The 25,336-nt window shown below is 25.1% G+C and carries 30 protein-coding genes and 2 pseudogenes; 18 read left to right on the top strand and 14 right to left on the bottom strand.

The features are described from left to right. Positions 1–40: 40 nt before the first annotated feature. Positions 41–169: pseudogene (locus tag ATH_RS10055) on the top strand (IS3 family transposase); the annotation flags it as partial. 22 nt (positions 170–191) lie between these two features. Here ATH_RS10055 and ATH_RS06185 read toward each other — a convergent pair. After that, the gene (locus ATH_RS06185) at positions 192–1,343 is read right to left on the bottom strand and encodes an ATP-binding protein (protein WP_066390251.1); all 1,152 of its coding nucleotides are present in this window, start codon (positions 1,341–1,343) and stop codon (positions 192–194) included. A 224-nt stretch (positions 1,344–1,567) separates the two neighbouring features. Next, positions 1,568–4,774 carry a hypothetical protein gene (locus ATH_RS06180; protein ID WP_066390252.1) on the bottom strand — a complete coding sequence of 1,069 codons (3,207 nt, stop codon included), beginning with the start codon at positions 4,772–4,774 and terminating at the stop codon, positions 1,568–1,570. Between the two features lie 348 nt (positions 4,775–5,122). Here ATH_RS06180 and ATH_RS06175 point away from each other — a divergent pair. After that, positions 5,123–6,291, top strand: a protein-coding gene (locus tag ATH_RS06175; protein ID WP_119184288.1) for an IS3 family transposase whose coding sequence is annotated in 2 segments (ribosomal slippage) — positions 5,123–5,390 and positions 5,390–6,291 — 1,170 coding nt in all. Because the reading frame shifts where the segments join, the coding sequence is not laid out codon by codon here. Between the two features lie 334 nt (positions 6,292–6,625). On the opposite strand, the gene ATH_RS06170 is transcribed toward ATH_RS06175, so the two are convergent. Then, positions 6,626–6,844, bottom strand: a complete 219-nt coding sequence (locus ATH_RS06170) for a helix-turn-helix domain-containing protein (RefSeq protein ID WP_066187763.1) — start codon at positions 6,842–6,844, stop codon at positions 6,626–6,628. Positions 6,845–6,984: 140 nt separating this feature from the next. Here ATH_RS06170 and ATH_RS06165 point away from each other — a divergent pair, with 140 nt between their 5' ends. From ATH_RS06165 to ATH_RS06140, 7 genes are all read left to right on the top strand, one after another. Continuing rightward, complete coding sequence (locus ATH_RS06165) at positions 6,985–7,266, top strand: hypothetical protein (protein WP_066179093.1); 282 nt, start codon at positions 6,985–6,987, stop codon at positions 7,264–7,266. Positions 7,267–7,281: 15 nt separating this feature from the next. Continuing rightward, positions 7,282–7,560 carry a hypothetical protein gene (locus tag ATH_RS06160; protein WP_066390257.1) on the top strand — a complete coding sequence of 93 codons (279 nt, stop codon included), beginning with the start codon at positions 7,282–7,284 and terminating at the stop codon, positions 7,558–7,560. Positions 7,561–7,562: 2 nt separating this feature from the next. Further along, a complete protein-coding gene (locus ATH_RS06155; RefSeq protein ID WP_066390259.1) occupies positions 7,563–7,847 on the top strand; it encodes a hypothetical protein in 285 nt (94 codons plus the stop codon). A gap of 2 nt (positions 7,848–7,849) precedes the next feature. Then, positions 7,850–8,122: a hypothetical protein gene (locus ATH_RS06150; protein WP_066179084.1), complete on the top strand. Its 273-nt coding sequence runs from the start codon at positions 7,850–7,852 to the stop codon at positions 8,120–8,122. A gap of 420 nt (positions 8,123–8,542) precedes the next feature. Next, on the top strand, positions 8,543–8,671 hold the full coding sequence (locus ATH_RS10015) for a hypothetical protein (protein ID WP_257122329.1): 129 nt from the start codon (positions 8,543–8,545) through the stop codon (positions 8,669–8,671). A gap of 282 nt (positions 8,672–8,953) precedes the next feature. After that, positions 8,954–9,517: a helix-turn-helix domain-containing protein gene (locus ATH_RS06145; RefSeq protein WP_066187748.1), complete on the top strand. Its 564-nt coding sequence runs from the start codon at positions 8,954–8,956 to the stop codon at positions 9,515–9,517. Further along, entirely contained in the window at positions 9,518–10,285 is a 768-nt protein-coding gene (locus tag ATH_RS06140; RefSeq protein ID WP_066390261.1) for a nucleotidyl transferase AbiEii/AbiGii toxin family protein, read from the top strand. It begins immediately after the preceding gene. 21 nt (positions 10,286–10,306) lie between these two features. Here ATH_RS06140 and ATH_RS06135 read toward each other — a convergent pair whose 3' ends face one another. The 4 genes from ATH_RS06135 to ATH_RS06120 all read right to left on the bottom strand — a co-directional run bounded on the left by ATH_RS06135 (position 10,307) and on the right by ATH_RS06120 (position 14,041). Further along, entirely contained in the window at positions 10,307–10,492 is a 186-nt protein-coding gene (locus tag ATH_RS06135) for a hypothetical protein (protein WP_066390263.1), read from the bottom strand. Positions 10,493–10,594: 102 nt separating this feature from the next. Continuing rightward, on the bottom strand, positions 10,595–11,167 hold the full coding sequence (locus tag ATH_RS06130; RefSeq protein ID WP_228140845.1) for a mobile mystery protein B: 573 nt from the start codon (positions 11,165–11,167) through the stop codon (positions 10,595–10,597). A gap of 43 nt (positions 11,168–11,210) precedes the next feature. After that, positions 11,211–11,591: a helix-turn-helix domain-containing protein gene (locus ATH_RS06125; protein ID WP_066390267.1), complete on the bottom strand. Its 381-nt coding sequence runs from the start codon at positions 11,589–11,591 to the stop codon at positions 11,211–11,213. A 1,157-nt stretch (positions 11,592–12,748) separates the two neighbouring features. Further along, positions 12,749–14,041, bottom strand: coding sequence for a DNA polymerase Y family protein (locus tag ATH_RS06120; RefSeq protein ID WP_066390273.1), 1,293 nt, complete (start codon positions 14,039–14,041; stop codon positions 12,749–12,751). A 95-nt stretch (positions 14,042–14,136) separates the two neighbouring features. Between ATH_RS06120 and ATH_RS06115 the strand changes: the two genes are divergently transcribed. Then, positions 14,137–14,805 carry a LexA family transcriptional regulator gene (locus ATH_RS06115; protein ID WP_066390274.1) on the top strand — a complete coding sequence of 223 codons (669 nt, stop codon included), beginning with the start codon at positions 14,137–14,139 and terminating at the stop codon, positions 14,803–14,805. A 51-nt stretch (positions 14,806–14,856) separates the two neighbouring features. Here the strand turns inward: ATH_RS06115 and ATH_RS06110 are convergent, their stop codons facing one another. After that, positions 14,857–15,138 (bottom strand): HU family DNA-binding protein, encoded by a 282-nt coding sequence (locus tag ATH_RS06110; protein ID WP_066390276.1) that lies wholly within the window; start codon positions 15,136–15,138, stop codon positions 14,857–14,859. A 326-nt stretch (positions 15,139–15,464) separates the two neighbouring features. Here ATH_RS06110 and ATH_RS06105 point away from each other — a divergent pair, with 326 nt between their 5' ends. Next, a complete protein-coding gene (locus ATH_RS06105) occupies positions 15,465–16,118 on the top strand; it encodes a zeta toxin family protein (protein WP_066390277.1) in 654 nt (217 codons plus the stop codon). Beyond that, positions 16,115–16,333: a hypothetical protein gene (locus ATH_RS06100; protein ID WP_066390278.1), complete on the top strand. Its 219-nt coding sequence runs from the start codon at positions 16,115–16,117 to the stop codon at positions 16,331–16,333. Before ATH_RS06105 ends, ATH_RS06100 begins: the two co-directional genes overlap by 4 nt. Positions 16,334–16,459: 126 nt before the next feature. Here the strand turns inward: ATH_RS06100 and ATH_RS06095 are convergent, their stop codons facing one another. Continuing rightward, positions 16,460–16,885: a hypothetical protein gene (locus ATH_RS06095; RefSeq protein ID WP_066390280.1), complete on the bottom strand. Its 426-nt coding sequence runs from the start codon at positions 16,883–16,885 to the stop codon at positions 16,460–16,462. An 86-nt stretch (positions 16,886–16,971) separates the two neighbouring features. On the opposite strand from ATH_RS06095, the gene ATH_RS06090 reads away from it, so the two are divergent. From ATH_RS06090 to ATH_RS06070, 6 genes and pseudogenes are all read left to right on the top strand, one after another. Then, positions 16,972–17,667 (top strand): endonuclease, encoded by a 696-nt coding sequence (locus ATH_RS06090; protein WP_066390282.1) that lies wholly within the window; start codon positions 16,972–16,974, stop codon positions 17,665–17,667. A 290-nt stretch (positions 17,668–17,957) separates the two neighbouring features. Then, on the top strand, positions 17,958–18,104 hold the full coding sequence (locus ATH_RS09880; protein ID WP_170167570.1) for a hypothetical protein: 147 nt from the start codon (positions 17,958–17,960) through the stop codon (positions 18,102–18,104). A gap of 106 nt (positions 18,105–18,210) precedes the next feature. Continuing rightward, positions 18,211–20,760 (top strand): caspase family protein, encoded by a 2,550-nt coding sequence (locus ATH_RS06085; RefSeq protein ID WP_066390283.1) that lies wholly within the window; start codon positions 18,211–18,213, stop codon positions 20,758–20,760. Beyond that, positions 20,750–21,730 (top strand): LPP20 family lipoprotein, encoded by a 981-nt coding sequence (locus ATH_RS06080; RefSeq protein ID WP_066390284.1) that lies wholly within the window; start codon positions 20,750–20,752, stop codon positions 21,728–21,730. Before ATH_RS06085 ends, ATH_RS06080 begins: the two co-directional genes overlap by 11 nt. Positions 21,731–21,894: 164 nt before the next feature. Beyond that, the gene (locus ATH_RS06075; protein ID WP_165595954.1) at positions 21,895–22,044 is read left to right on the top strand and encodes an IS3 family transposase; all 150 of its coding nucleotides are present in this window, start codon (positions 21,895–21,897) and stop codon (positions 22,042–22,044) included. A gap of 121 nt (positions 22,045–22,165) precedes the next feature. Then, positions 22,166–22,306, top strand: a pseudogene (locus ATH_RS06070) (ATP-binding protein); the annotation flags it as partial. Between the two features lie 390 nt (positions 22,307–22,696). Here the strand turns inward: ATH_RS06070 and ATH_RS06065 are convergent. From ATH_RS06065 to ATH_RS09955, 5 genes are all read right to left on the bottom strand, one after another. After that, positions 22,697–22,948: a hypothetical protein gene (locus tag ATH_RS06065; protein ID WP_066387200.1), complete on the bottom strand. Its 252-nt coding sequence runs from the start codon at positions 22,946–22,948 to the stop codon at positions 22,697–22,699. Further along, positions 22,938–23,348 (bottom strand): hypothetical protein, encoded by a 411-nt coding sequence (locus tag ATH_RS06060; RefSeq protein WP_066390285.1) that lies wholly within the window; start codon positions 23,346–23,348, stop codon positions 22,938–22,940. The genes ATH_RS06065 and ATH_RS06060 overlap by 11 nt, the downstream gene beginning before the upstream one ends. Positions 23,349–23,357: 9 nt before the next feature. Next, positions 23,358–23,672, bottom strand: coding sequence for a hypothetical protein (locus ATH_RS06055; protein WP_066390287.1), 315 nt, complete (start codon positions 23,670–23,672; stop codon positions 23,358–23,360). Between the two features lie 169 nt (positions 23,673–23,841). Continuing rightward, complete coding sequence (locus tag ATH_RS06050; RefSeq protein WP_066387205.1) at positions 23,842–24,600, bottom strand: zinc ribbon domain-containing protein; 759 nt, start codon at positions 24,598–24,600, stop codon at positions 23,842–23,844. Next, positions 24,600–25,313: an SHOCT domain-containing protein gene (locus ATH_RS09955; protein WP_066390288.1), complete on the bottom strand. Its 714-nt coding sequence runs from the start codon at positions 25,311–25,313 to the stop codon at positions 24,600–24,602. The genes ATH_RS06050 and ATH_RS09955 overlap by 1 nt, the downstream gene beginning before the upstream one ends. Between the last annotated feature and the right edge of the window lie 23 nt (positions 25,314–25,336).

The raw sequence follows: 25,336 nt of genomic DNA, 5'->3' as shown, positions 1-25,336 counted from the left end.
AAGACAATATATTAGATTAATTAATTCCTAAAAAGATAAAATATTTGAATATATAGAAATGTTTTATAACTCAAAAAGAAGACATAGTTTTTTAGATTTTATAAATCCAAATGAATTTGAGAAAAGATACAATGATAGTGTTACTCAACCCAAGGTGTTAACTGAATAAAAAAGTGTCTACCATCTTGGGGTCATTCCATTTCGATAAGCTTCTCGTTCGCTGTTTTGGCTTCTTGTTCAGCCACACTTTTTATATATGCCCAATAACTGTTTATCAGATTTTTAGGTATATCATCGCTGATTGATTGATGGCATAATAAGCAGTTGTCTCCAATTTTGGGATACTCATTTTCACCTTGGGTTGAGGCAAAAGTTTCAGCCGCTTGTATGAATTGTTTCCATTCAGTAGAACCGACATTTTGAACTTTATCAGTTTTGAATTTTTCAACGCCTTCTTTTTGAGCAGTGTCTTCTTTTATTTTGCAATTAATGATAGCTGATATTACCTTGCCTAACTGTGTTTGAGTAAACCATAAATTTTGTGTTTCTAAATTCTTTTTTCGATCCACTAATTGCGTTTTTATGTTTTTTAATTCTTTGAGTGATTTATCTTTTTGAGCGAGGGCAACTTTTAAGTCATCATATTCTTTATCCAATTGAGTTTTTTTTGCTTTTTCCTCATCAGTATAAGGCAAGTGAGCTCTTAATTCTTCCAACTTTGAATTATGCGAAAGCTGAGTTAGAAAAGTTTTGATTTCAGATTCTCCCTGAAAAATATCATCATCTACATACGGATTTGCAATACTTTTTGTTTGAATATCACTGAGTAACTTTGCGTTTAACTTTTCTAAAGCGGAGTTTAATTCATTGAATAACTGTAAACCAGCAGGACGGAAATGAAAATTATTTCTTACGCTAAGGTGCTTTTTACCAATGTCTCCATCAAAAATGGCAAATTGATTAAATATACCATTTCCAATATCACCAGGATATCTTAGTGAAATGTCAGTTCTATCTGAAGAAAAATTAAATGTTGCAGTAGTTGGTTTGTGCCCTGATTTAATATTGATATTTGGAAGAATATCTTCTTTATCTTTCGAATAAAAAACATTTTTCAAAAGTCGAACATACCCAGACTTTCCTGCACCATTACCTCCATAAATTATAGTAAGGTTTGGTGTTAATTCAATGGTTTGATTTTCAGTAAGTGCATTAACTCCTTCAACATTTGTCAGAGATACAAAGGTTAAATTTTCTTTAAAATCATCAGAGGCATTAGGGTTGTAGGAAATGAAAAGTTCTGGTTTGTAGGTTTCTTCTTTAAGATCTAATTTTTCAAGCAAATAAGAATACGAAGTATCAATAATAGTATCTGTAATTTCATTGCCTGCTAAGACTTCAGAACACAGATATTTTGCCCAATATGGTTGAGAATTAGCAAACTCCTTAATTTCTGTTTCAAGCGTTTTTATCTCTTCTGTATTATTTTCAATATTTTAATTCCTTTTTGTATAACGACTGACTTCACCGACAGTTTTCTGTTCGGTGCTAGGTTTTGTTGTATCTTTCATCTATTTGCTTTTAATATAACTAAAATTGGAGCATTATCCTTATGTTCATCTGGAATAATAGGATTGTCATCCTTTTGAATAACAGCTCTTTCTAAATCATTTTCTCCAATTTCCCAAGCATCTTTTATTTTCAATGATGTTTTTAATATCCCTTTATCAAAAAAAGGATCAACTCTACCACTCCCATCCATTGAAGCAGGAAAGAGGCTATATTTTTTGAAGCTTTTAAATCCATAAATTAAGTTATTTAAATTTTCAGGAGTTTTTGGAGTCATTTGAAGAAATCTTGATGGGATTTGAAAAAATTTATCAGTTGTAGATACTTGTATTACTTTTTCATTTATACTTACAGCAACTTTGTACCAATATGGATGTTCTTTATTTATTCCTTTGATAATTGTAATACTTATAAGTTCTTCTTTATCAACAGTTCCAACTTTGTTTATCCATTCATCAAATATTTTTTTTGCATTATTAGCATTCTCAAATGCTAAAAATACGCCCATTCCATTTTGAGAATCAAATGTAAAACCAAACCCTTTCCATTTAGCTTTATCCCATAATGCCATATTGATAATAGTATGTGTTTTAATTTTATTATGACTAATTTTTTCTATATCTTCTTTTGTATATTTTTGATGATTTTCATCTTGTACTTTTTCATATACGAATGAAATAGGTTCTTTCCACTTCATAGTATATTGTTTTGGTTTATAGTAAGTAATCCAATCATCTAAAAATAGTTTTGGATTATCTCCTAAAATATTTAAAACACTATTTCTATGCCCAAAGATAAGAGCTAATCGTTCGTGAACTTCATCTTTTTCAAAAAGTTTTTTAAAATGATTTTCTGCATCATTTACTATAAAATTCTTCAATAAAATATCAACAGTAAATTCAATCATTTTATTCCAAACTAAACTATGTTCCTTTTCTTGTGTATTGAAATTTTTGATATAAAAGTTATATTCATAAGTGTCCTTATTATATATGAAATATATATCAGTGCTCTCTGTATTATCTAAAACATTAATTATGATTTTTTCTCTATGTGCATGAATATTTGATAAAGAAGTTCCAACAAAGCTTTCAAGATAAGCAAGTAAAGTTTCTGATACTAAAAGCATTTCAATATCTTTAGAAAAATTAATTTGAAATTGGCAACCTAACATATTAGAATATAAAGATAACTTATCTTCTGACATATAATTTGTATCATATAATATTTGTTCTACAAAAGGTTGATTTGCCACCATTTTATAATATTCATCAAGTTCTTTTTCTTTTTTAATATCTTCACGTTCTTGCATACATATTTCTATATATCCTTGTTTATACAAAGCTGTGTCTTGAGATAACCATAATTCTTGTCTTGCAAGCATATCGGGTAGATATTTCAATTCATCATTAGTAGTACTTTTAGTATGAATTAGTCTAACCGCAAATGTACCATCACATAAAGAATCGAATGCAATTTCATCTTTATTTTCATCTATTGTTAAAGTTCTTTGAAAAATTAAAAACATTTCATGCCAAGTTAAAAGATAAGGTATTCTTCCTATAAAAAGTTCATTTGTTAAAATTTCTTTTACTGCTCTATATGTTTTCTCTGAAATAGTACCTTTCTCATCAGATAGTTTAAATGAAAAATTACATGCCGTTATATAGCAATTATTAGAAGCCCAAATTAAACCTAAATTTTTATATGCAATAGCTAATCCAATTAATGCAAAATACATTTCATTTTGAGTTTCTTCTTTTGCTAATTTTTTTATTGACTTACCAAAATATATAATACTGTCTTTATAATTTTCTGATTGAAGTTTTTTTGTTGCTCTTCTTAAAAATATTTGTCCAGCTTCTAATTCTGAATTTCTTTCAGATGATATTGAAGCTAATACATCAATTAAATTATCAAATTCATCATTATCGAAAAATATTTCACTAAATATCTCTTCTATAATTTTACGTGTTGAATCAAAAGGATAGTCTAAATGACTTTTGCTTTGTTCAATAATTGTTGATAACTCATTGAAAATTTGAGATATATCCGTTTTTTGTTGTAATAATTTAAAAAATAGCAACTGTGTTTTAGCAAATAATGAGGATGTTGGTCTGTTAGAATCACTAACAATATTTTCTAATAATTTAGTTATTTTTTTTTCTTCAAGTTCTAAATTAATATTTAAATTTTCAAGTTCTTTTTTTTCTAACCTTTTCAAACTATATAATGATGTGAATAAAGTACAATAATCTTCAATTTCAGATAAATTTGATTCTTTTGAAATAAAAGATTTATAGTTATTAAAATTTTCTACAAACAAAGCATAGTCATCATACCAATTCATATAAGTCCATGCTTTCTGATAATATATTCTCATTAACTGTCTTTTATTTTTTAATTTATTACAAAATCGTAATGCTCTATCAAACTTACCTTCAATTTCATCTCTAGGTTTTTCTAACATCCTTGATAATATTGCACTTCTTATAGCATCTTCTGTTAATTGAAAATCATATTCAGAGTATCTATTTGGATTATTAATATTTTCTTCTAGTGCTTCAAGTTCCTCTAGTCTTCTCGTATCATTGCTACCTAATTTGGTTTCTTTATTTTTATAAATAGAAGATAAGTTTAAAGAGTCAACGACTAAATCAATTAAATTGTTGTTATATATTTTTTCTAAAATCCACTCACCATCAAGAATAACTACATCTATTTCAAATTCTTTAATAAATTCATCTTGTGCATCTTTTTTCTTTTTACTTGAGATTAATTGATTTGACATAAAGTAAACACGAGTATATCCTCGATTAGTTTCAACAATCTTTATCACATCACCCTTTGCTTTTCCTTTCCATTCTTCCTTAGCACTAATTGCAAAAGCCCAGTTTTCATCTTTATCCCAACCATTTTCAGGAGTAAACCACCTATTGGATATAGTTTCAGATACTGGATAAGTTTCTGAGTCTGTTTTACCATCTCCTCCACCGGTAGGACCAACTTGAGGAATTAAATTTGGTGAAATATATTTTTCGGCTAAACGTCTACATAGCGTTTCAAATTCGTCTTGTTTCTGATTAGTAGAAATTTTACTTAGTTCATAAGCTAATACTTCTCTTGGTAATGTGGTTTGAGTAATTATTTTTGAGTCTGAGAATAATTCAGGTCTTCTTTGTTTGTAAAACTCTGATGGTGTCATTAATTGCTCCTATTAGTTCATATTCTCATCTGCATACAACTCTTTATTGAACATACATTATATATAAAACACCCTAAAAATCAACAAATAACATGCACTAAAAGTGTCGTATATCAAAATCACCTTAAATAAGGCATTTTTATAGATATTACTATAAAAAACATTGGAAATAGAGATGCTTCTTAAATAAACTTTTAGTTTATGATATGCTTTTTATGTATGTTTATTGTCGATATTTAGATGATAATAGTAGTACATAATGTATGTATATTAAGGTGATTGATCTGGCTACACTAAATAGGACATAGAAAATAACTATGTTAAAATTAGTGAAATCGGAGAATAAAAATGAGAAAAAGTAATTACTCACAAGAGTTTAGAGAATCAACAATAAAGTTTTGTATTGATAATAGTGATAGATCAATTTCAAGTATAGCAAGAGATTTAGGACTAAATAAAGGAACTTTAGCTTTATGGGTAAATGAGTACAAAGCTAAAAATAATTTACTACCTGTAAATGATTTAAAAAATGAGACTCTAGAGCAAGAGAATAAAAGACTAAAAAAAGAACTTGCAATTTTAAAACAAGAAAAAGAGATATTAAAAAAGGCAGCAGCATACTTTGCAAAAGAAACTCTGTAAAGTATGCATGGATAAAAGAACACTCAAAGAGTTTTAATGTACAACTTATGTGTAAACTATTTAAAGTTAGTAGAAGTTGTTACTACAACTGGATTGACAAAGGTTGTATTGTAAATAAAATTGATAAAGAGCTAAATGAACTTGTAAAAAACATTTTTGAACAAGCAAGAGCAACTTATGGAACAAGAAGATTGAAAGAGGTTTTAAAACAAAGATATGGTCTTATAGTTTCAAGAAGGAAACTTCAAAGAACTCTGAAATATTTAAATCTAAAAGTAAAAATGAAACGAAGATTTAAAGTAATTACAACAACATCAAATCATACTCTACCAATTGCACCAAATCATCTAAATAGAGATTTTTATAGCTCACAAATAGATAAAGTTTATGTTGGAGACATTACATATATTCCAACAAATGAGGGATGGTTATATTTGGCTGTTGTAATCGATATTTACTCAAGAAAAGTTGTTGGATGGTCTATGAATTATAGTTTAAAAACTTCACTTGTTAATGATGCACTATTAATGGCATTAAAAAGAAGAAATCCTTCTAAAGGACTAATTTATCATACTGATAGAGGAAGTCAGTATGCCTCTTATGAACATAAAAATCTTTTAGAAAAATATGGGATAGTTCAAAGTATGAGTAGAAAAGGAGATTGCTGGGATAATGCAGTTGCAGAGAGTTTTTTTCATTCTCTAAAAACTGAATTAATTCATCATGAAAAGTTTTTAACACGCTCACAAGCAAATGAAAAAATATTTGAATATATAGAGATTTTTTACAATAGACAAAGATTACATTCATCAAATGGATATATGTCTCCAAGTGAATTTGAAGATAAAATGTTACGTTTTGAAATGGTTAGTTAAATTATAAATTTTTTGTCCTATAAAGTGTTGACAGATCAAACTATTCACCTGTACACATTTGTCAAGTCAAAAAAAATTTCAACACTTAAAAATGGGAGTTTCTTTATTTATACCTGTACACATTTGTCAAATTATCTAATGAATAATTATTATTATGCTAATGGTACTTAGCTTATAATAAAATGTTTGGTAATTCTAAAGATAAAGCTTTACTTAAAGATTCTTCTAATAAGGTTCATACTACTATGCCAAATGAAACTAACAATGTAAATAGCAACCCAAATAATCCCGCCCAACATCAAGCTAGTCAAAATAGTTCCCATAATAGTCCTCCTTATAAAACTTCCTTTGAATCTAATATCATCTTCTTAATTGCATCATACTTCTTTGCTTTTTCATAATGTTCTATAAATGGTCCTACCCATTTTGGAACTTGTATATCATGAAATCCCCAATTGTTTAGTGTAGAGTAAGGAACATGAGTTATCTCTGAAAACTCTTTTTGTGTAAGATTAATATCCTTTAATCTTTTACAAAACTCTTCTTTTGTCATAAATTATCCTATTTATTATCTAATATAGTTTTAATTGTATCATAAATTTATCTATTATAGGTTATATTTCTTGACATATTATCCTTAATAGAATATAATATATAAAATAATATCTATTTTAGATAATATAAGGAGACAAAATGGAAACAGAAATTGATTGTAAAAAAGAGAAAGAACTGTTTTTCTCATATATGTGGATTTTTGCTGTTGGTGCAATATTCCTACTATTTATATGGTGGTTATACTATGATAATAAATCTGATAAAAAAAAGATTGAAGACGCATTTAAAAATAATCAAGAATTAATATGCAAGAACAATATTGTTTCAAAAGAACTAGGTTATGAATTTGATAAAAAAAGAACTTATCAAATAACTAATGGTGTAAATATATTTACAATTTATCATTGTAGAATAAAATAAAAAAGGAAAATAGCTATGTGTAATTTTTATAAGAGTATGAATAAATATATTTCTCAACTAGGTGAACTTCTTTTTGTAATATCTATTTTAGTTTTATTAGGTTCACTTTTATTTGTTATGGTTTATGCACTTTTCTTTAATAATGAATATGAATATTTTGATTTTAATAATGGACTTTTATATATTGGATTTTGGGTAGTGTTATTAGCTATTGGAGTAAAAATAATTGATAAAAGCCCTAATAGCTTTTTAAAATCAGATAGTAAAGATGATATAACTAAGAAAGAAGAATAACCATGAATGAAAAAAGATTAAAAAAATATGAATATCTATCAAGTAAAATAAGAACACAATTTTTTATAATATTAGTTGTATTTTCATTACCATTTATAGTTTTATATTTTCATCTAAATGAAAGAGCTAATTTAATAGATGACTTTAATAACAATAAAGAGCTTATTTGTAATATAGGTTCTTTAAAAATTGATGTCTCAAAAGCTGATAACTGGAGTGTAGATAAAAATAGTTTTTTTAAAGGTTCAACTAATATTCCAGTTACAATATGTGAAATAAAGGATTAAAAATGTTACCAATAAATAGATTAGATAAATTTTTATTTATTTGTTTATATAATTTTGCAAATTCATTTAAATTATATATTTATATTTTAGCTATCTATATTGCAACAAATATATATTTTGGAATAAATGATGGACAAATAGATATAGCTTTTGTATTGTGGTTGATTATGTTAATACTTCTAGCAATTGACATAAATGATAAATTTAAACGAGAATTTAAAAGATATAAAAAATATCTAAGAATTAAAAGAATAAGATCATATAAAGGAAGATAAAATGGTTAATGAAACTCAAGGACTAATAGCATTAGGAACATTTACTACAATTGTAGCTTTAATTCCAATATTAATGAATATCTTTATGAAAGCTCCAAAGAAAAAGGATAAAAAATGAAAAGCTTAATATTAGATGGAGTATTTCTTTTTTCGCCAATGGTATTGGCCCTATTTGGAATAATATACCTGAGCATAAAAGAAAAAAATAAAAAATAAAAAAAAGAAACATGATAGATCTTTAAAAAATAATTTAAAATCATAAAGAGTATAAATATATTATTAAAATTATTAACTGTTGCCTGAGATACGATAGTATTAAATGCTGAAACAATTTGGTTCCTTGGAATATATGGTATAATCATATCAACATTGTTTAGATACATAAAAGAGAAAATAAAATAAAATCAAAAAGGAAAATCTATGACAACTTTCATTACAGGAGCAATTATTGCATTGCCTTTGGTAATTGGATTACTTGGAGTAGCATTGTTTTCAGCTAAAAAGCGAAACACAAATCAACATTTTAAAATAAAATCTACGAATAAATAAAAATCCTGCTAAACCATTAGCAAACTAATCAAATAATATATTGTTGTTGATTTAGTTTCCAGTTAATTCTGGAGGATTTTTTGTTGCCTACTGTTGCTCTTTTTACTATTTATGCTAAACACCAAAAAGAGTGTAAAAACTTTTCTTCAATTAAGTTTATTTAAAAAAATATATCTATTAAGTATAAATGATATAATAATATCAATTAGTATAATATATTTGCAATTTCATATATCAATTGATATAATAGTATCAATTAAAATAAATACTTAAGGTATGTATATGCTAAATAAAAATTTAGACAAATTGATTGCTTTATCAAAAGTAAAAATAAGAGCAGAAAGAATTGCTTTAGACTTAACTCAAGAAGAGTTTGCCGATTTTGTTGATATAAAATATGCAACTTATAAAACTTTTGAGCAAAGTGGAAAAATATCTTTTGAAAATTATCTGAAAATATTAATTAAACTAAATAAAGATGATCAATTTCTAAAGTTTTTAAATAGTTTTGAATTTGATGAGCAAAAACAAAGAACAAGTAAAAAAACAGATGAAAAATATTTACAAAATGATTTAATAAAACCAATTATTGAAGTATCTCAAAAACAGATTGTTTTAGATAAAAAGATTTTTGGAGAAGAGCTATTTTATAGTGTAGAAAATGGTCATATATATGACATACCAAATTTTATAAATATTGTTTTATCATCATGGAATGATAAGAGATTAATGCTTCTTATTAAATATTTTGGAGAAGATAGATTAAAGCCTTATATCATTAAACAAAAGGATATCAAACTTTTAAAATCATTTAATACTCATTTAAAATATATAAGGAAAATATAGATGCTAGAAAAAACAAAAGAAGTTTTAGAGATTATTTGTAATGATGATTTATTTAAAAACTTTGATATTAGATTTGTTGGTGGAACAGCTTTAAGTTATAGAATAAATCATAGATTATCTGAGGATTTAGATTTTGCAACTTTAAATTTATCTCCAAAAGAGATTAGTAATATGATTTTTAAATATGGTGGAACAATAATAGAACATGATAAAACAATGGAAGATTATGTTTCAAATGATGGTGCAGATATAAATTATAGCTATATGAAATTTTTGTTAAGTGGTGTAAAAGTTGAATTTTTTACACCTCCATTTAATTTATTTGAAGAAGAAATTTGGAAAAATGACAAATTTACATATTATGAAAATAGTGACTTAAAAGTTTCTTCTCTTGAAACTCTTATCTATATGAAAACAATGGCTTTTTGGAATAGAAAAAAGTATAGAGATTTATTTGATATTTATTATGTTTTAGAAAAAGAATTTATTACTCCTAAAAAATTCGTAAATGATTATTTAAAAAACCATATAACATCAAATACAGAGCATCTTTATAGAAATATACAATCAAAAGATCTATTTTATGAAAAAGATAATGATGAGGGAATAAATACTTTAGTTAAAAATCCAAAACCATATGATTGGTATAGAAATGAAATTGAAAAATTTATTCATAAAGTTTTATTGGATGAGATTTATGAAAAAGATGAAGAACTAAAATCTTGGATAGATTTTGAAGATGATATAAATGATTGTTGTATAAAATAGAAGTTTAAATATTTTAATTATTTAAAAGAAATCATCAACTATTTTTTTAATAATTGGATGATCTTGTTTCCAAATAACAAATATAGATGCCATTCCAGTAAAAAGAATAATTAGTGCATCAGTTTGAGCATTTTCATAATCAGCATGAAATATACCAACAGCTAAAAGATTTGTAAAAATCATAATAGTTAAATATCCAATTTTCATTTTTATATCCTTGTGTAATTTTTAAAGAATTATACAAGTGATATTTGATTTTGGCAAGTTTTTAAAATATTAAATAAAAAATAGCAAGATTATTTTATAAAATTAATATGTAATTTTATGCATCTCGATTAAACCAGTATAATCTCTATTATCAGCTTTTTTCAAAGCTTGAATATATTCACTTCTTTTTGGATTTTCACTTGCAAGTAAATCTTCTTGCCATTTTACAGGCATTAAACCTTTTTGTCTAAGATAGATATTTGTAAGCATCCTACTCCATCTGCCATTTCCATTTTGAAAAGGATGAATTTGAACTGCTCTATGATGCAATCTTGAAGCTATTTCATATACATCAAAAGATTTATTTTTATCCCAAAATAAAAAATCATCACTTAGTTTTTTTAATTCCATTGGAACAAGATATGCTTTTATTCCAATTGACAGTTCTATTTGTCTTGGCTTTCCTGCCCAATCCCAAACATTTCCAAACATCTCAGTATGAAGTTTTAAAAACCAAACGTATGTAAAAGGAGCTTCTTTTTTTGTTGGAATTGCAGACAAATACTTAATTGTTGCATCTGCAATATTTTCAGCTTCTTTTATATAAATCTCTTTTAATGTATAAGATTTATTTTTAGGAAGTTTGGAGTGGTAACTTAAATCCAGATGTATCATTAAGTGGTGTTGCATCATCTATAGGTTTTGTGCTATCAATCATTTATGCAACCCACAATCTATTTTTATATTGCCCTTGTAAAAACTCTTTTTCAAATTTATCAATTATTTTATTTAAAGAGTCAGTTTCAAGTCCTTGAACTTCTAAAGCTGATGTGCTTTGAACTAAAGAAGCCATAAATATAGCTTTTTCTTTTGCTCTTTGTTTTTCTAACTCTTTTAGTGGTACTACTTCATTTCCTGCAAAATCAAGACCTAGTAAGTTTGTAATTTTCTCTATAGTACTAAGTTTTACATCTTCACCTGCAAAAAATCTATTTACAGTTCTAACTCCTAAATGACTCAATCTTGCGAGATTTTCTATACTGATATTAATTTGTTTTTTTCTATGTTCAATTTTTTGTATTAATTCTAATCTAGTCATATCAAATCCTTTTGATTATTATGCCATAAATGGCATAATAATACTATAAAATATTGTTAGTTTAATCAGTTTTATACTTTGATTCTATTAAATCTCTGTAAACTAAACTGTAAAATCTTGTAAATTTGATTGTAAAATCAAAGCTTTTATATATTGTAAATTATTTCTTTAAAAGCTTTAAATAGTAATGCTTTGAGATAGTTTTATAAAAATAAGGAAACAGTGGCAAATAAATTTGCAACTATAAAATATAAACTAATAGCAACTGCATTTTACAAAATATCAACTATAATTTCATCATAATTTTCTTATTAAAAATTAACTTGTATTCACAAGCATTGAGTTGGAACAATGATCTAAAGCCAAGCTAGATATTTAAAGTTTACTAGAATCTTTTATAACTAGACTAATTAAAAACTATGAAGCATATTTTGTTATATGTAAAGTTCACAGTCTTTATAAAACTGTTTAGCTACTTATTTGTTTAAGTAGTAAGAGAGAAAAGCTCTTTTGAAGTGATATTAGCAGCTACATTGCAAATGCTAATCTTGATTTGATGTTTTTACAAGTAAAAATAAAAATAGATGGACTTAACACAAACCTATGATTTAGAGATAGGAAAACAAAAAAATAGAAATTATGGTATTAAATAAATTTTGATATAATTTTGTATTAATTAGAGATATTCAAAAAAGGATAATATATGGAAATTTTTATAATATTAGGGATTATTGCTTTTATAGGAATAACATATACCCTTGGACATAATGAATATTTAAAAAGTAAAAAAGATAAAAAGTCTCATTAGTTTTTTAACATATTCAAGCCTTTTTATATAGACCTGTACTTAAAAAAAACATAAACAAAAAATATACTCAAAACAAATTATGAATACCTTTTAAAAAAGGAGTAAGTAATATGAGAGGAAGTGTATATTACCAAAGTGCAGAATTAACAAAAACTTTTAAATCTTCCATAATATTTTTAAGATTTGACAAAAAGCTTAACCTGTACACATTTGTCAAATTGACAAAACTATTTTGGTGTACACATTTGTCAAATTTTATCTTTGTATTTAAGTGGTTATTGTCTTTTACTTATTGTAAATTTTATCAATGATTCATTAAATATCCCAATTGATGCTATGACAAACAAACTCACACCTGATTCTCCCTTGCATACCTAACTATATCAACACCATATTTGTCTCTTATCTTTATTAGCTTTTCATTTAGTGCTTTATATTTTAGATCTTTTTCATACTCTATTACTGAGAAGGTTTTTATATTATGGTTTGTTGCAAAGTTTGATGCACTAATTGCTAGATAGTGTATTTTATAGTTTTTTCTAGTATCTAGTTTTTGAAACATTTTTAGTGCTAAATCTATTAAAAACTTTTCATTAAATAGTCTATTCTCACTAATTGATTGATGGTTTTTAACTCCATACTCATATCTTATTTTAAAATAAAATGTTGTTGGATTTAATTTTAGTTTTGAAATTGTATAACTAAGATATCTAGCAAGTATCATTACTCTTCTATATATTTCATTTCTGTCTATAGTGGCTTTAAAGTTTCTACTAATTCCAATACCTCTTCTATCATTATATGGTATTACTTTGTCGTTATCAGTTCCACAAATTCTTTCATATAATTCAACTCCTGTTTTACCATATAAGTATAATAAATTTGGTCTAGCTCTTAATTCTCCTAATGTTTTAACTCTATAATCAGCTAACTTTTTACTAATTGCTCTTCCAATACCTGGAAAATCATTTACACTAATATGATTTGTATATTCATATACTTTTTCTTGCTCTAAAGCAATTACTCCAAATGGTTTTACACAATCAGTTAAGAGTTTTGCTATCCATTTACTTTTACTTCCTGCAATTGTAATTGGTAAATCAAATTTATCTTTTATATCATCTCTTAGATCTTTGATAAATTCTAATGTATCATTATTTTTAACCCAACCATTTAAATCTCCAAAGAACTCATCAATTGAGTATTGTTCAAGTACTGGTATTTTAAACTCTAAATAGGTTTTTAGCTTTTGAGAAAGTTGTTGATAAAACAGATGATCACTAGGAATTATAATTAAGTTTGGACACATGTGTATAGCTTCTCTTAAGGGTGTGCCTGTTTTTATGCCATAAGGTTTACATTCATAACTTTTTGCAATTACTATTCCATGAATTTCACCATTTTCATCTAAAAACTCATCTCTCCATGCTTTTAATATATTATTAGTGTCATAAGAGTTTTTAAACTCTAAAACACTATTAAAGGCTCCTGTATCACCTAATAAAACACTTTGCTTTTTCTCATTTGAAAATATTTTTTTATCACTACTTTTTGCAACAACAACATTCTTTCCTTTTAGAAAAGGGTATCTAGTTCTTTCTGCACTTACAAAGTAACAATCTAAATCTAAATGTATCTTCATATTTAATTCCATAATAATATTAATTAAAGAAATTATAATTATAATTGCACAGATGAATTAAAAAGTTAAATAATATTTAACTAAAAAGGTAAGATATGCATATTAATGAGATTATTGATAAATTAAAAGATATATTATCAAATGAATTAGATAATAAAAAAGTATTTGATAAAGATGTAGCAGCTTCTTTAAATATATCTAAAGAGTCATTATCTATTATGAAAAAGAAAAATTCTATTCCTTATGAACAAATTGCAAAGTTTTGTGCAAAAAGAAAAATTTCTATTAATTGGGTTTTATTTGATCAACTTCCAAAATCACTAGAAGAACAAACAGAAAAATATATAAGAGTAAAACACTTTATAAATATAAATGCAAGTGCTGGAGGAGGGGGATTTAATTATGATGAGAATTTTGAGTATCTAAATATTGATAAAAATATATTAAACTCTTTATATAAATCAAACTCTAGTAAAACTGAATCTATTATTGCTTTAAATGTAACTGGTGATTCAATGGAGCCAACACTAAATGATAAAGAGATAATTTTATTTGATAAAGATAATACAGATATCTCAAAAGGTGGAATATTTATAGTATCTACAAATATAGGATTGTTTGTAAAAAGAGTATCTTTAAAAATTGATGGTTCAATAGAGTTAATAAGTGATAACAAAAACTATAATAGTGAAATAATACAAAAAAGTGAACTTGATACTATTCAAATCTTAGGTAAAGTTGTTGGTAAAGTTGGGCTTGTTTAATAATTAAAACCACTTCATCTCTGAAGTGGCTAAATAGATTTAATTATCTAATTATTTAGAACTAGCAACTGCTTCTTTTAAAGCTTTTCCAACTTTAAATTTAGCAACAGTTGTAGCAGGTACATTTACAGTTTTTCCAGTTCCTGGAACTTGTGCAACTCTAGCAGCTCTTTGTCCTACTAAGAATGTTCCAAATCCAACAAATGCAACCGAATCTTTTTTAACTAAAGCTTCTGTAATAGTTTCCAATACAGCATCAACAGCAGCTTTTGAGTCTTTTTTTGTTAAACCACTTTTTTCTGCAACTGCATCAATAAATTCATTTTTATTCATTTAAAATCTCCATATTAAAATATAATTTTGCATTTTATCAGAAAAAGTATGATTTTTAAGTACTTGAAGTGCATAATTTATAAAAATCTTGGAAAATATATCTTAATTTAATAAAAAATGTAATGAATTTATAGAACTAAAAATACCATTTTAAAACTATTTAAACATAAGCAACTACTTATGATTTAGATAGCTTTAAAAAATATTTTCAAATAAATTCTAAAAATATAGATATTATCTTGCCAACCTTACTAGAATCTATAATTTTAAATTTTATAATAAAACATTATAATTAAATCAATCAATAAAAGGTAAAGATTTAAATTATGAATAAAACAGAAGATCAGGCTTTAAAATATTTAAAAGAAAACAAAAAAGATTTTTTAGAAAAATATTTATGTGGTTATGAAGTCCACGATATAAAAACTGCAATTTTTACAGCAGGTGCAAGCGGAGCAGGTAAAACAGAATATGCAATAAGTAGAAAAGAGAAAGAACCTTTTTTATTACACATGGATATTGATTATATTAGAGAGTTCTTCTCACCTATTGGATATAATGGCACAAATTCAAGTGATTATCAAAAACCAGCTTCAAAAGGTGTAAATTGGTTATTTGATAGAGCAACTAAAAAAGGTTATTCTTTTATATTAGATTCAAATTTTGCTGAAGCTACTATTGCTCAAAGTAATATTCAAAGACTTTTAGACAAAGGTTATGTAGTTGAAATAAACTATATTTTTAGAGATATTCAAAAAAGTTTTGAATTTGCTAAACAAAGAGAATCAATTACAAAAAGGAAAGTTCCTTTAGATGTTGTCAAAAGTAGTTTTAAAAATTCATTCGATACAACATTACTTATTAAATCTATTTTTCAAGATGCTATCATTTTAAATATTTTTGATAGAGAAAATGATATAATTCACGAAGATGTAGATGAAAAACAATTTTATATTTTATTGGCAGGAGAAATTTTATGAGTTTAGAAGATTATTTAAAACAAAATATTAAACCAGATATATTAAAAAAAGTATCTGAATTTAAGAATTCTTCAAATTATCAAGCTATTAAAACTTATACTGCATCTGATAAATATCTAGCTGCAAAAATATCTCTAAAGAATAGAGATAGAAGTGTTCATAAAACTACACTAGCAGACATTGAAAGACTTCAGAATAAAATCTTAGCAGTTTAATTTTTCATTGAATAGATTTTATAAAGTAGTCAGAATTAATTGGCTATTTTTTAGTAAAAAACCAACAAACAACATTATACAATTTTCAATTTTATAAGAAAAATCGCTCAAAAATATTTATAATTTTTATTCTATTAAAATTTTAATAGGTTTTATTCTTTCAATAATATTCATTCCATTTGTTAAAAATGTGCCATATGTATCAAATTTACTTCTATCTGGAAAAGTAATACTAACTTTTGGAAGATATATTGTTGTACTTGATTTTTCTTCTTTTAAATAGAAGTAGCTTTTACATGAACTATTACTATTTTTACATAAATCAAACTCTTGTTTATATGGAAATTTATCTATGTAAAAAACAATTTGTTTATTTAAACCATAAAAAAATGTAAGTTTTTTAATATAATCACTTTTATTTCCAAAATAGTATAACTCAGTATTTATTTTACTACTATTTACATTACTATTTTTAACTGATTGATTTTTATTTGTACAACCTAAGAGTATAATTGATACACAAATTATTAGAATTTGAATTACTTTTTTCATCAATATCCTTTTAGTTTAAAATTAATTTAGTACACTATACAAAATATTAAATAAATTAAACTATATTTCACAAGGTAAAATCAAATATGAATAAAATTATAATACTACTTATAACTATTTCAATTTCACTATTTGCTAATAATTTTAGTAAATCAAAAAAGATACTATTAAAACAGATATATCATGATAATAAAGTAAGCTTTTATTGCTCTAACCCTTATGAGATAACTAGAGTTAAAAATAAAGAAGTTACTTTAATTATTCAAAATGATAGATATTATACTCCCAGAAATGCTTTCACAAAAAAAGGTAATGAAAATGTTAGAGCAAAAAGAGTAGAGTGGGAGCATGTATTTCCTGCTGAAAACTTTGGAAGACATTTACCTTGTTGGAAAGAGGGTGGAAGAAAAGCTTGTAGCAAAGATAAACTATTTAATCAAATGGAAGCTGATATGCATAACTTAGTTCCTGCTATTGGTGAAGTAAATGCAGATAGAAGTAATTATAGATATGGTGCTGATTTACCAAAAAAAGGAATGTATGGTAACTGTGAGTTTGAAGTAAACTTTAAAGATAGAAGAGCATACCCAAGAAAAGAGATAAGAGGTGATATTGCTAGGATTTATCTTTATATGAGCGATAAATATAATATAAAACTTTCAAACCAAGAAAGAAAACTAATGGAAGCTTGGAATAAACAAGACCCAATAAGTGAATGGGAAATTGAAAAAAATAAAAGGGTCGCTAAAATTCAAGGTAACTTTAATCCATATATAAAATAAAAATAGATTAAGATTAAAATATTATAATAATTTTACTTGAGTTAGTTTATTTTCTATTCCCCCCTAATAATAGACAAAATAGCAACAGGTCTAACTCAGGTGCTTAAAAACCTTAAATACTATAATTCTCAAAATTTTGTCTAATTTAATCTTTTATTTAAAAAAATATTAATGAAATTTGAATCCACAATGTTAAAATTAATAAAATAAATAAAAAAGGGAGTGTTAGAAATTCCGTGTCAATCTAATAAAATAATATCAAGGATTGATAATAGAACAAGAGATAAACTTTGATTTTAATAGAAAATAATTTAGAGCAAAAAGACATTAAAAAAATAGAAAAACTATCTAAAAAACTAGATATTTTTGATAAACCTCTAACAAGGAAAAGAGTTAATAGCTTTGGGTTTTACTTTAAAATTACAAATATAAAATAATTTTAATAAAAGAGAAATAATGGAAAAGATAAAAATTGAATATTTCAAACAAATTTAAGAACAATTTGCTAAAATCTACGATTAAAAATGGACTAGGAGAAAGCTTTTGAAAAAAATATTACTAATAATATCTATTATATTTTTATTTATTGGATGTTCTACAACTGAGCCAAAGCCAGAAATAATTGAGCCAAAGCCAGAAATAATTGAGCCAAAGCCAGAAATAATTGAGCCAAAGCCAGAAATAAAAAATGAAGAAAAATTATCAAATTTTGATATTAAATGGAATGGCAATTCAGATTTCTATAAAACTTTAAATGGTCATTCAAATAGTGTTTATTCTGTTGTTATAAGTAGTGATAATAGATATATAGTTTCTGGAAGTCGGGATAATACAGTTAAACTTTGGGATGTAAATAGTGGGAAACTTTTAAAAACTTTTTATGGACATTCAGAAAGTGTTGAATCTGTTGCTATAAGTAGAGATAATAAGTATATAGTCTCTGGAAGTGGGGATTATACTATTAAACTTTGGGATGTAAATAGTGGGAAACTTTTAAAAACTTTTAGTGGACATTTAGGTAGGGTTAATTCAGTTGCTATAAGTAGTGATAGTAGATATATAGTCTCTACTGGAGGTTATGATAGTACTATTAAACTTTGGGAAATAAAAAGTGGAAAGCTTTTAAAAACATTTAGTGGACATTCAAACCGTATTGATTCAGTTGCTATAAGTAGAGATGATAAGTATATAGTCTCTGGAAGTGGGGATTATACTATTAAACTTTGGGATGTAAATAGTGGGAAACTTTTAAAAACTTTTAGTGGACATTTAGAAAGGGTTAATTCAGTTGTTATAAGTAGTGATAATAAGTATATAGTCTCTGGAAGTGGTGATAGTACTATTAAACTTTGGGATGTAAATAGTGGAAAACTTTTAAAAACATTTAGTGGATATTCATATAAAGTTAATTCTGTTGCAATAAGTAACGACAGTAGATATGTAGTTTCTGGAGATCGGAATAATACAGTTAAACTTTGGGATGTAAATAGTGGAAAACTTTTAAAAACTTTTAGAGGCTATAATTATTATAGCACTACATATTCTGTAGCAATAAGTAATGATAATAACTATATAGTCTCTGGAAGTGATGATGAAACAATAAAAATTTTTAATTTTAAAAAAATTTACAATAATAAATATAATTTTAAAGATATCTCAAATATAGTTCAAAAATCTTTAGATGATTATCTAACACTTCCTTTAGTTCCAACTCCAACTTTACCACCACAAGAAGATTTAGTAAAGAGTCAATTTGAAACAAAAAAAGAGTTTGAACAAAGAGTTGAAAACACAAGAGCAAAAAGAGAGAAAGAGATTGAACAGTTACAAGATAAATATAGAAAAGATGTTGAGCTTAGAAATAAAAAGTTAGAAGAAAGAAGAGCAAATGTTGAAAATATGCGATTAGAACTTATGCAAGAGTATATTAATACTCTTTTTGGGAAACCTCTTTTAAAATCACTCACTTATGATGCAGAAACACAAACTGCTCATGGTGAGGTTTATGGAGCAAGAAGTGATTTTAAACAAAATATTAGTTTTAAAATAGATCCAAATAGTGCTAAAAAACTTTTTGAAAATCCAAATATGTCAAACCACTCTATAATTTTTAGTTTTAATGCCTCTGGTGAACTATATGTAAAAGAAATCAATATCTTTGGTGGAGTATTTAGTACATATAGTGCTACTTTAACAGATAAATCATTTAAACCAGAAGTTGTTAAAGTTGCTCTTAGTGATAAAAAACTTGAAAGTATTCCTCAAAACCCAAACTTAATAGATAGATATGAAACAAAAATAATTGAGTTTAAAGGTGATAGAAAAGATGATTTAGCTTCAATGGTAGCAAAAATGAAACAAGCACCAATTGATAATAAAAAGTGGTTATTTGTTTTTGCAGTTGAGAATTATGATGAAACAGATAGTGTTTTATATGCGAAAAACTCTGCTGAGATATTTACACAAGCTATGCAAAAAAGATTGGGTATTAGCCAAAGAAATAGTTATGTATATATAGATAGCAAAGCAACAACAACAGCTTTAAATGATCATTTAGATAGATTTTTAAAAAATGTAAAACAAGGTGACAGTGTATACTTCTATTACTCAGGTCATGGTATTCCTGACCCAAAATCAGGAGAAGCATACTTGCTTCCAAAAGATAAAATAGTTGATTATGTTACAAAAGAGGATAACTTAAAAGCTAGAAATATATATTATAAATTATCAAATAGTAATGCCTCACAAGTTGTTGCATTTGTGGATTCTTGTTTTAGTGGTAAAACAGATAATATAGCAAACTATAAAGGTGTAGCTGCTGGACTTTTTAGAACAAAAAAAATAGATTTTAATCAAAATAAAATGACAGTTTTAACAGCTGGTACAAATAATCAGTTTAGTAATGCACACCCCCAAAAACCTCATAGGCTATTTAGTTACTATTTAGTTGAAACTATGGCAAAAGAAGATAAATTAGATTTAGATTTACTATATAGTAAAGTTTACACAAAAGTAAAAGATGTATCTTGGAATATGGGAGATGTTTATCAACAAGAACCAACAAAAGAGGGAAAAATAAATCTTGAGTTTTAAAAATATATTTATGGTTTTATTACTAGCTTCATTTGTAAATGCAAATGCAACTTGGTTTTATAAAATTCCTTCAAAAGATTATGAGATAATTGGTTATGGAGTAGGAAAAAGTTATGAAGAAGCAATAACTTTAGCAAAAGCTGATATTTCTAGCTATATTCAATCAGAGATTAAATCAGAACTAAAAATTGATACAAAAGAGTCAAATGATGACTTCTCTCATAGTGCAAAAAGTAGTATAAAAAGTGTAAGCAATACAGTTTTAGCTGGTGTTGAAGTAATCAAAACAGAACAGATAAAAGATAGATACTATGCTGCTGTTAAATATGATACAAGACCATTTGGAGTTAAGTTTATTGAAAAAATTGGTAATAAAAAACTATGTACAAATAAAATATCTTTTTTAAATAAAACACCATTTGGTGAAAACTTAAAAAAACTAGCTTCTTGTGATTTAGATTTAAAACTATATAAAAACAATAATATCTTTTTTATAGAGAATAATGGCATATCTATGGTATGGAGTGAAGATAATATTGATGCACTATTTGTAGAACAACAAAATGTAGATTTAAACTTAAAGCCGAGTAAAACAAACCTTAAACATAATGAAGCTTTTTATCTCTCTTTAAAATCAAATAAAATGGGTGGATATGTAAGCTTCTTTAATCTTTATAATGAAGGTGAAGTTGTTTTAATGGTAGATAATATTCCAAATAATTTTGGTAAAACTATTAAAATACCACAGTTTTTAGATGAAAATTTAGAGTTAGTTGCATCTACAAATGGTAAAGATGATACAAAGGATTTGTATATAGTAATTTGGCATAAAGATAAATTACAATTTCCAACATTTGATATTATAAGTGATAAAACAGTTGATAATAGCTCTAATGATAATTTCTCAAAATTAATAGATATATTAGATAAAAATGTTTGGAGTTCAGCTTTGGTTAGGGTTAAAAAATAAATGATAGAGAAATAATATTGTGTTAAATATAAGTACTAATGAGTAAAAAATAGACATATTATTCTTTTTAGATAAAATATTTAGAAAAATATGGAATAGTTCAAAGTATGTGTAAAAAAGGAGATTACTAGGAACTTGTGTTTGCACTCTCTTTGAGAATGCTGTTGCAGAAAGTTTTTTTTCATTCTCTAAAAACTGAATTAATTCATCATGAAAAATTTGTATCAAGAAAACAAGCAAATGAAAAAATATTTGAATATATAAAAATGTTTATAATCGACAAAGATTTATTGAAAATATCAAATGAATTTTAACTCTGTCTCAACTAGCCATCCACTTTGAAGGACGGCTTGATGATAGTTTAAATTTATGATATAATTTTAGGAATTATCTAATGCTGACACAGAATATTGAACACTACCTCCAGTTAAAGATTGGTATGGATATTTGCAAAATAATACTGTTGCAGATGCAATACTTGATAGAGTAGTACACTCATCTCATAGAATTGAAATTGAAGGTGATTCTTTAAGACCAAAATACTCAAATTTAAATCAAAAATTTGAAGAAAATTAATTCTACCGAACACAATATGTTATAATTACACCCTAGAAAATCTCATTGCAAAAGTGTCCGGTATAACTCCAGCATCACTGTCAGGTAGCTCCGATATATGCAATGGGTCGTACTTACAACCACAATAAAAAGTTATTTGATTATCTTTATAGATATTCCTTAATATCTTTCTAGATTCACCATAAATAGATGATACTATTAGTGCTAAAAATAAAAAAAATTTTTCATATTCCTTTCTCTTTAATGAATATATTTTAAACAAATATTTTAATAAATTTATAATTATTCGTTCATATTTAATAATTTATATAATTTTATATTTTTCAAAAAACATTACCTTTTTAGTAAATAAAACTCCAATCATCTCTTTTAAAGTAAAAATTTCTTCATTCATTTAAAATAATATAATTTTTCAACATAATAGTTATACATTTTTTTAGCACCATATGTTTTCAAATTGACTTTATCATCTAACATGTATTTACAGACTTTTTTATCATAAATATTATCAATTTTATTATATACCTTATCTTTACAACCTTTATATATTTTCCAATCTTCTTTTGAATATGTTTTAGCGAATAAAGGTATTGAAATCAATATTAATGTAATAATTACTTTTAAATGATTATTAAAAGCCATATATAGTCTGTCCTATTGAATTTTTTCCTATTACTTTTATATTTAAATTCATTGAAGGACATTTAGCTTTTAACATTAATCCGGAATCTATAAATCCAAAATATAAGTAATTATCATTAAAAATATCTAAAAATTTCCCTTCATTTTCATAACTTACACCAATAGATTTTATATTTTCTGTAGGGGGTATAAAACTTTTATAATTATAGTGAGATTGTCCATTTTGAGTTTTAAAAACTAAAATATTTTTATCATCACTAAATCTTATCATAAACTTTTTCATATTATCTGGAGGACTATATCTTTTTCCTTCATGAATAATAAATTCTGTGAAACAAGAAAAAACCATTGAGGCATTTAAATTTACAAATAAAAAAATTAGAATTGCTATATATTTCATAATTATTCTTTATCTAATTTCTGAACAACTACCCACATATGGGTTTCTCATAGTTTTATTTATAATTTCATTCATATCCCAAATATTTAATGTAAAATTACCACTTGGAGATTTAAAGAAAATTGCTGCATCTTTTTTATTTTCATTTATAAAAATATCTGAGTTATTATTAGTCTGTTGATAATTAAATGTACTGTTACCAATATACAAATTATTATTATCTATAGTAACTTGCTGTTTTTCATTACAAACATAAGTACCTTTATAAACACTTTTTGAAAAAGCAAATAAAGGTATAATTGATATAATTAATAGTCTTTTCAATTTTTATCCTTATTTCTTACCTAATTTTTCTAACCAATGGTTATAACTACTTTCTGCATCATATTTTATCTAACAAATGTTATAATGCCACTAAAAGTCAATACTAGCTATTTCTAAATATAAAAATAGCTAGTATTGTAAAAAATATATATTTTAGTTTTTTCATGTTTTATTTACATATATTTTTAGATAATTCAACTTCACCAATAATTTGATAACTTTTATCCAAATATTTCATATTAAGATTATAATTATGGTTCATTACTTCAATAAAAAGTTGTTCTTTACAAAGTTCTGTTTTTACAGTTTTCTCAAAATTATTTTTTACTTCTTTTGTCATATTATCTATATTTACATTGTCTATATAATATATAAACTCAACATTCATTCCATCTATATTTACACTTAAAAGAGTTGTATTTTCATCTAATTTTTTAGGAGTTGTAATTTTTAAATAACTTAACTCATCTGCAATAAATGTATCATTTCCTTTAATCTCATATCTTACAGAAATAAATACTAAAAATATAGATATTATCACAAACCAAATTCCCATATTCTTTGAAGATTTTATTTTTAAAGAATAGCCAACTACTATTTTATAAATTGCAAGAAAAACAAACATACTTGTTAGTGTAGTTTCTCCAAAGGATATACCTTTAGGAACTAGTGCAACTTTTACTGCTACAAATCCAAAATAGGCTAGAATAATAGCAATTATCCTAAAAACAATACTTTTTAACTTTGAATTTGTATTAATTTCTAACTCTTTGTCTTTAGACAACAAATCTTTTTCAATATTATTAGAAATATTTTCTTCTGATTTATGAATCTCTACTTCTTCACTCTTTTTTTCTATTTTATATCCACAAAAAGAACAAAACTTTGCATCATCATCTATCTGTTTATCACATTTTTCACAAATCATTATAATTTGCCTTCTAATATTTTTTCTTTAGCTTTTTGAAACTCTTCATCTGTTATTAAACCTTTTTCTTTAAGTTCAGCCCATTTTAGAAGTTCATCAGTTGTATTTAATGGTTCTTTTTTTATGGTTTGTATTTTTTCAGTTGTTTTCTCGATAAAAGATTTTTCACCTTTATAGTCAGTAAATAGCCCATAAGATGAAATCCATTGTGAATGTCTTTTCAAGATATTAAAAAATAAAATATTTGATATAAAATAAATCAAATAAGTTCCTAATGGAACAACTATTAATCCAGTTGCTAAAAATATAGGCGATTGTTGTTTATATCTATCATACTCTCTCAAATAGTACATATCATTAGTTTTTTGATATTTATCATAGTATTCTTTTGTAGATTCATAAAAGGTAGCTCGTTCTTTCAAAACAATGATACTTAATATTAATCCTAAAATCACTAAATAACCTAAAAAAACTTTTTTTGCAGTTTCTAAAGATTTTATACTTTTATCTTTTTTAATTATATAAATAAGTCCTAAACATATTATTATTGGAATAATTCCAAAAAATATTGTTGCAGCTAATCCAACAAAAAACCCAATTATCATAACTCTTTCAGTTCCATCTAGTGGAAGATTTGAGTTTATTATTATTTTACATTTTTTGCACTCAACTTCAATATCTAAATTTTCTGTTCCACATTCTTTACAAAACATTTATTCCCCTTTTTTATATTTAA

Origin of the sequence: Aliarcobacter thereius LMG 24486 (assembly GCF_004214815.1) — a bacterium.
GTDB lineage: Bacteria > Campylobacterota > Campylobacteria > Campylobacterales > Arcobacteraceae > Aliarcobacter > Aliarcobacter thereius.
The sequence above is the reverse complement of the archived record's forward strand: the minus strand, read 5'-3'. Positions and strand labels throughout refer to the sequence as shown.

Coding starts and splice junctions, on each gene's coding strand:
- ATH_RS06180 (WP_066390252.1), bottom strand. CDS start 4,774: ATGACACCATCAGAGTTTTACAAACAAAGAAGACCTGAATTATTCTCA.
- ATH_RS06170 (WP_066187763.1), bottom strand. CDS start 6,844: ATGACAAAAGAAGAGTTTTGTAAAAGATTAAAGGATATTAATCTTACA.
- ATH_RS06165 (WP_066179093.1), top strand. CDS start 6,985: ATGGAAACAGAAATTGATTGTAAAAAAGAGAAAGAACTGTTTTTCTCA.
- ATH_RS06160 (WP_066390257.1), top strand. CDS start 7,282: ATGTGTAATTTTTATAAGAGTATGAATAAATATATTTCTCAACTAGGT.
- ATH_RS06155 (WP_066390259.1), top strand. CDS start 7,563: ATGAATGAAAAAAGATTAAAAAAATATGAATATCTATCAAGTAAAATA.
- ATH_RS06150 (WP_066179084.1), top strand. CDS start 7,850: ATGTTACCAATAAATAGATTAGATAAATTTTTATTTATTTGTTTATAT.
- ATH_RS10015 (WP_257122329.1), top strand. CDS start 8,543: ATGACAACTTTCATTACAGGAGCAATTATTGCATTGCCTTTGGTAATT.
- ATH_RS06145 (WP_066187748.1), top strand. CDS start 8,954: ATGCTAAATAAAAATTTAGACAAATTGATTGCTTTATCAAAAGTAAAA.
- ATH_RS06140 (WP_066390261.1), top strand. CDS start 9,518: ATGCTAGAAAAAACAAAAGAAGTTTTAGAGATTATTTGTAATGATGAT.
- ATH_RS06135 (WP_066390263.1), bottom strand. CDS start 10,492: ATGAAAATTGGATATTTAACTATTATGATTTTTACAAATCTTTTAGCT.
- ATH_RS06130 (WP_228140845.1), bottom strand. CDS start 11,167: ATGATACATCTGGATTTAAGTTACCACTCCAAACTTCCTAAAAATAAA.
- ATH_RS06125 (WP_066390267.1), bottom strand. CDS start 11,591: ATGACTAGATTAGAATTAATACAAAAAATTGAACATAGAAAAAAACAA.
- ATH_RS06120 (WP_066390273.1), bottom strand. CDS start 14,041: ATGAAGATACATTTAGATTTAGATTGTTACTTTGTAAGTGCAGAAAGA.
- ATH_RS06115 (WP_066390274.1), top strand. CDS start 14,137: ATGCATATTAATGAGATTATTGATAAATTAAAAGATATATTATCAAAT.
- ATH_RS06110 (WP_066390276.1), bottom strand. CDS start 15,138: ATGAATAAAAATGAATTTATTGATGCAGTTGCAGAAAAAAGTGGTTTA.
- ATH_RS06105 (WP_066390277.1), top strand. CDS start 15,465: ATGAATAAAACAGAAGATCAGGCTTTAAAATATTTAAAAGAAAACAAA.
- ATH_RS06100 (WP_066390278.1), top strand. CDS start 16,115: ATGAGTTTAGAAGATTATTTAAAACAAAATATTAAACCAGATATATTA.
- ATH_RS06095 (WP_066390280.1), bottom strand. CDS start 16,885: ATGAAAAAAGTAATTCAAATTCTAATAATTTGTGTATCAATTATACTC.
- ATH_RS06090 (WP_066390282.1), top strand. CDS start 16,972: ATGAATAAAATTATAATACTACTTATAACTATTTCAATTTCACTATTT.
- ATH_RS06065 (WP_066387200.1), bottom strand. CDS start 22,948: ATGGCTTTTAATAATCATTTAAAAGTAATTATTACATTAATATTGATT.
- ATH_RS06060 (WP_066390285.1), bottom strand. CDS start 23,348: ATGAAATATATAGCAATTCTAATTTTTTTATTTGTAAATTTAAATGCC.
- ATH_RS06050 (WP_066387205.1), bottom strand. CDS start 24,600: ATGATTTGTGAAAAATGTGATAAACAGATAGATGATGATGCAAAGTTT.
- ATH_RS09955 (WP_066390288.1), bottom strand. CDS start 25,313: ATGTTTTGTAAAGAATGTGGAACAGAAAATTTAGATATTGAAGTTGAG.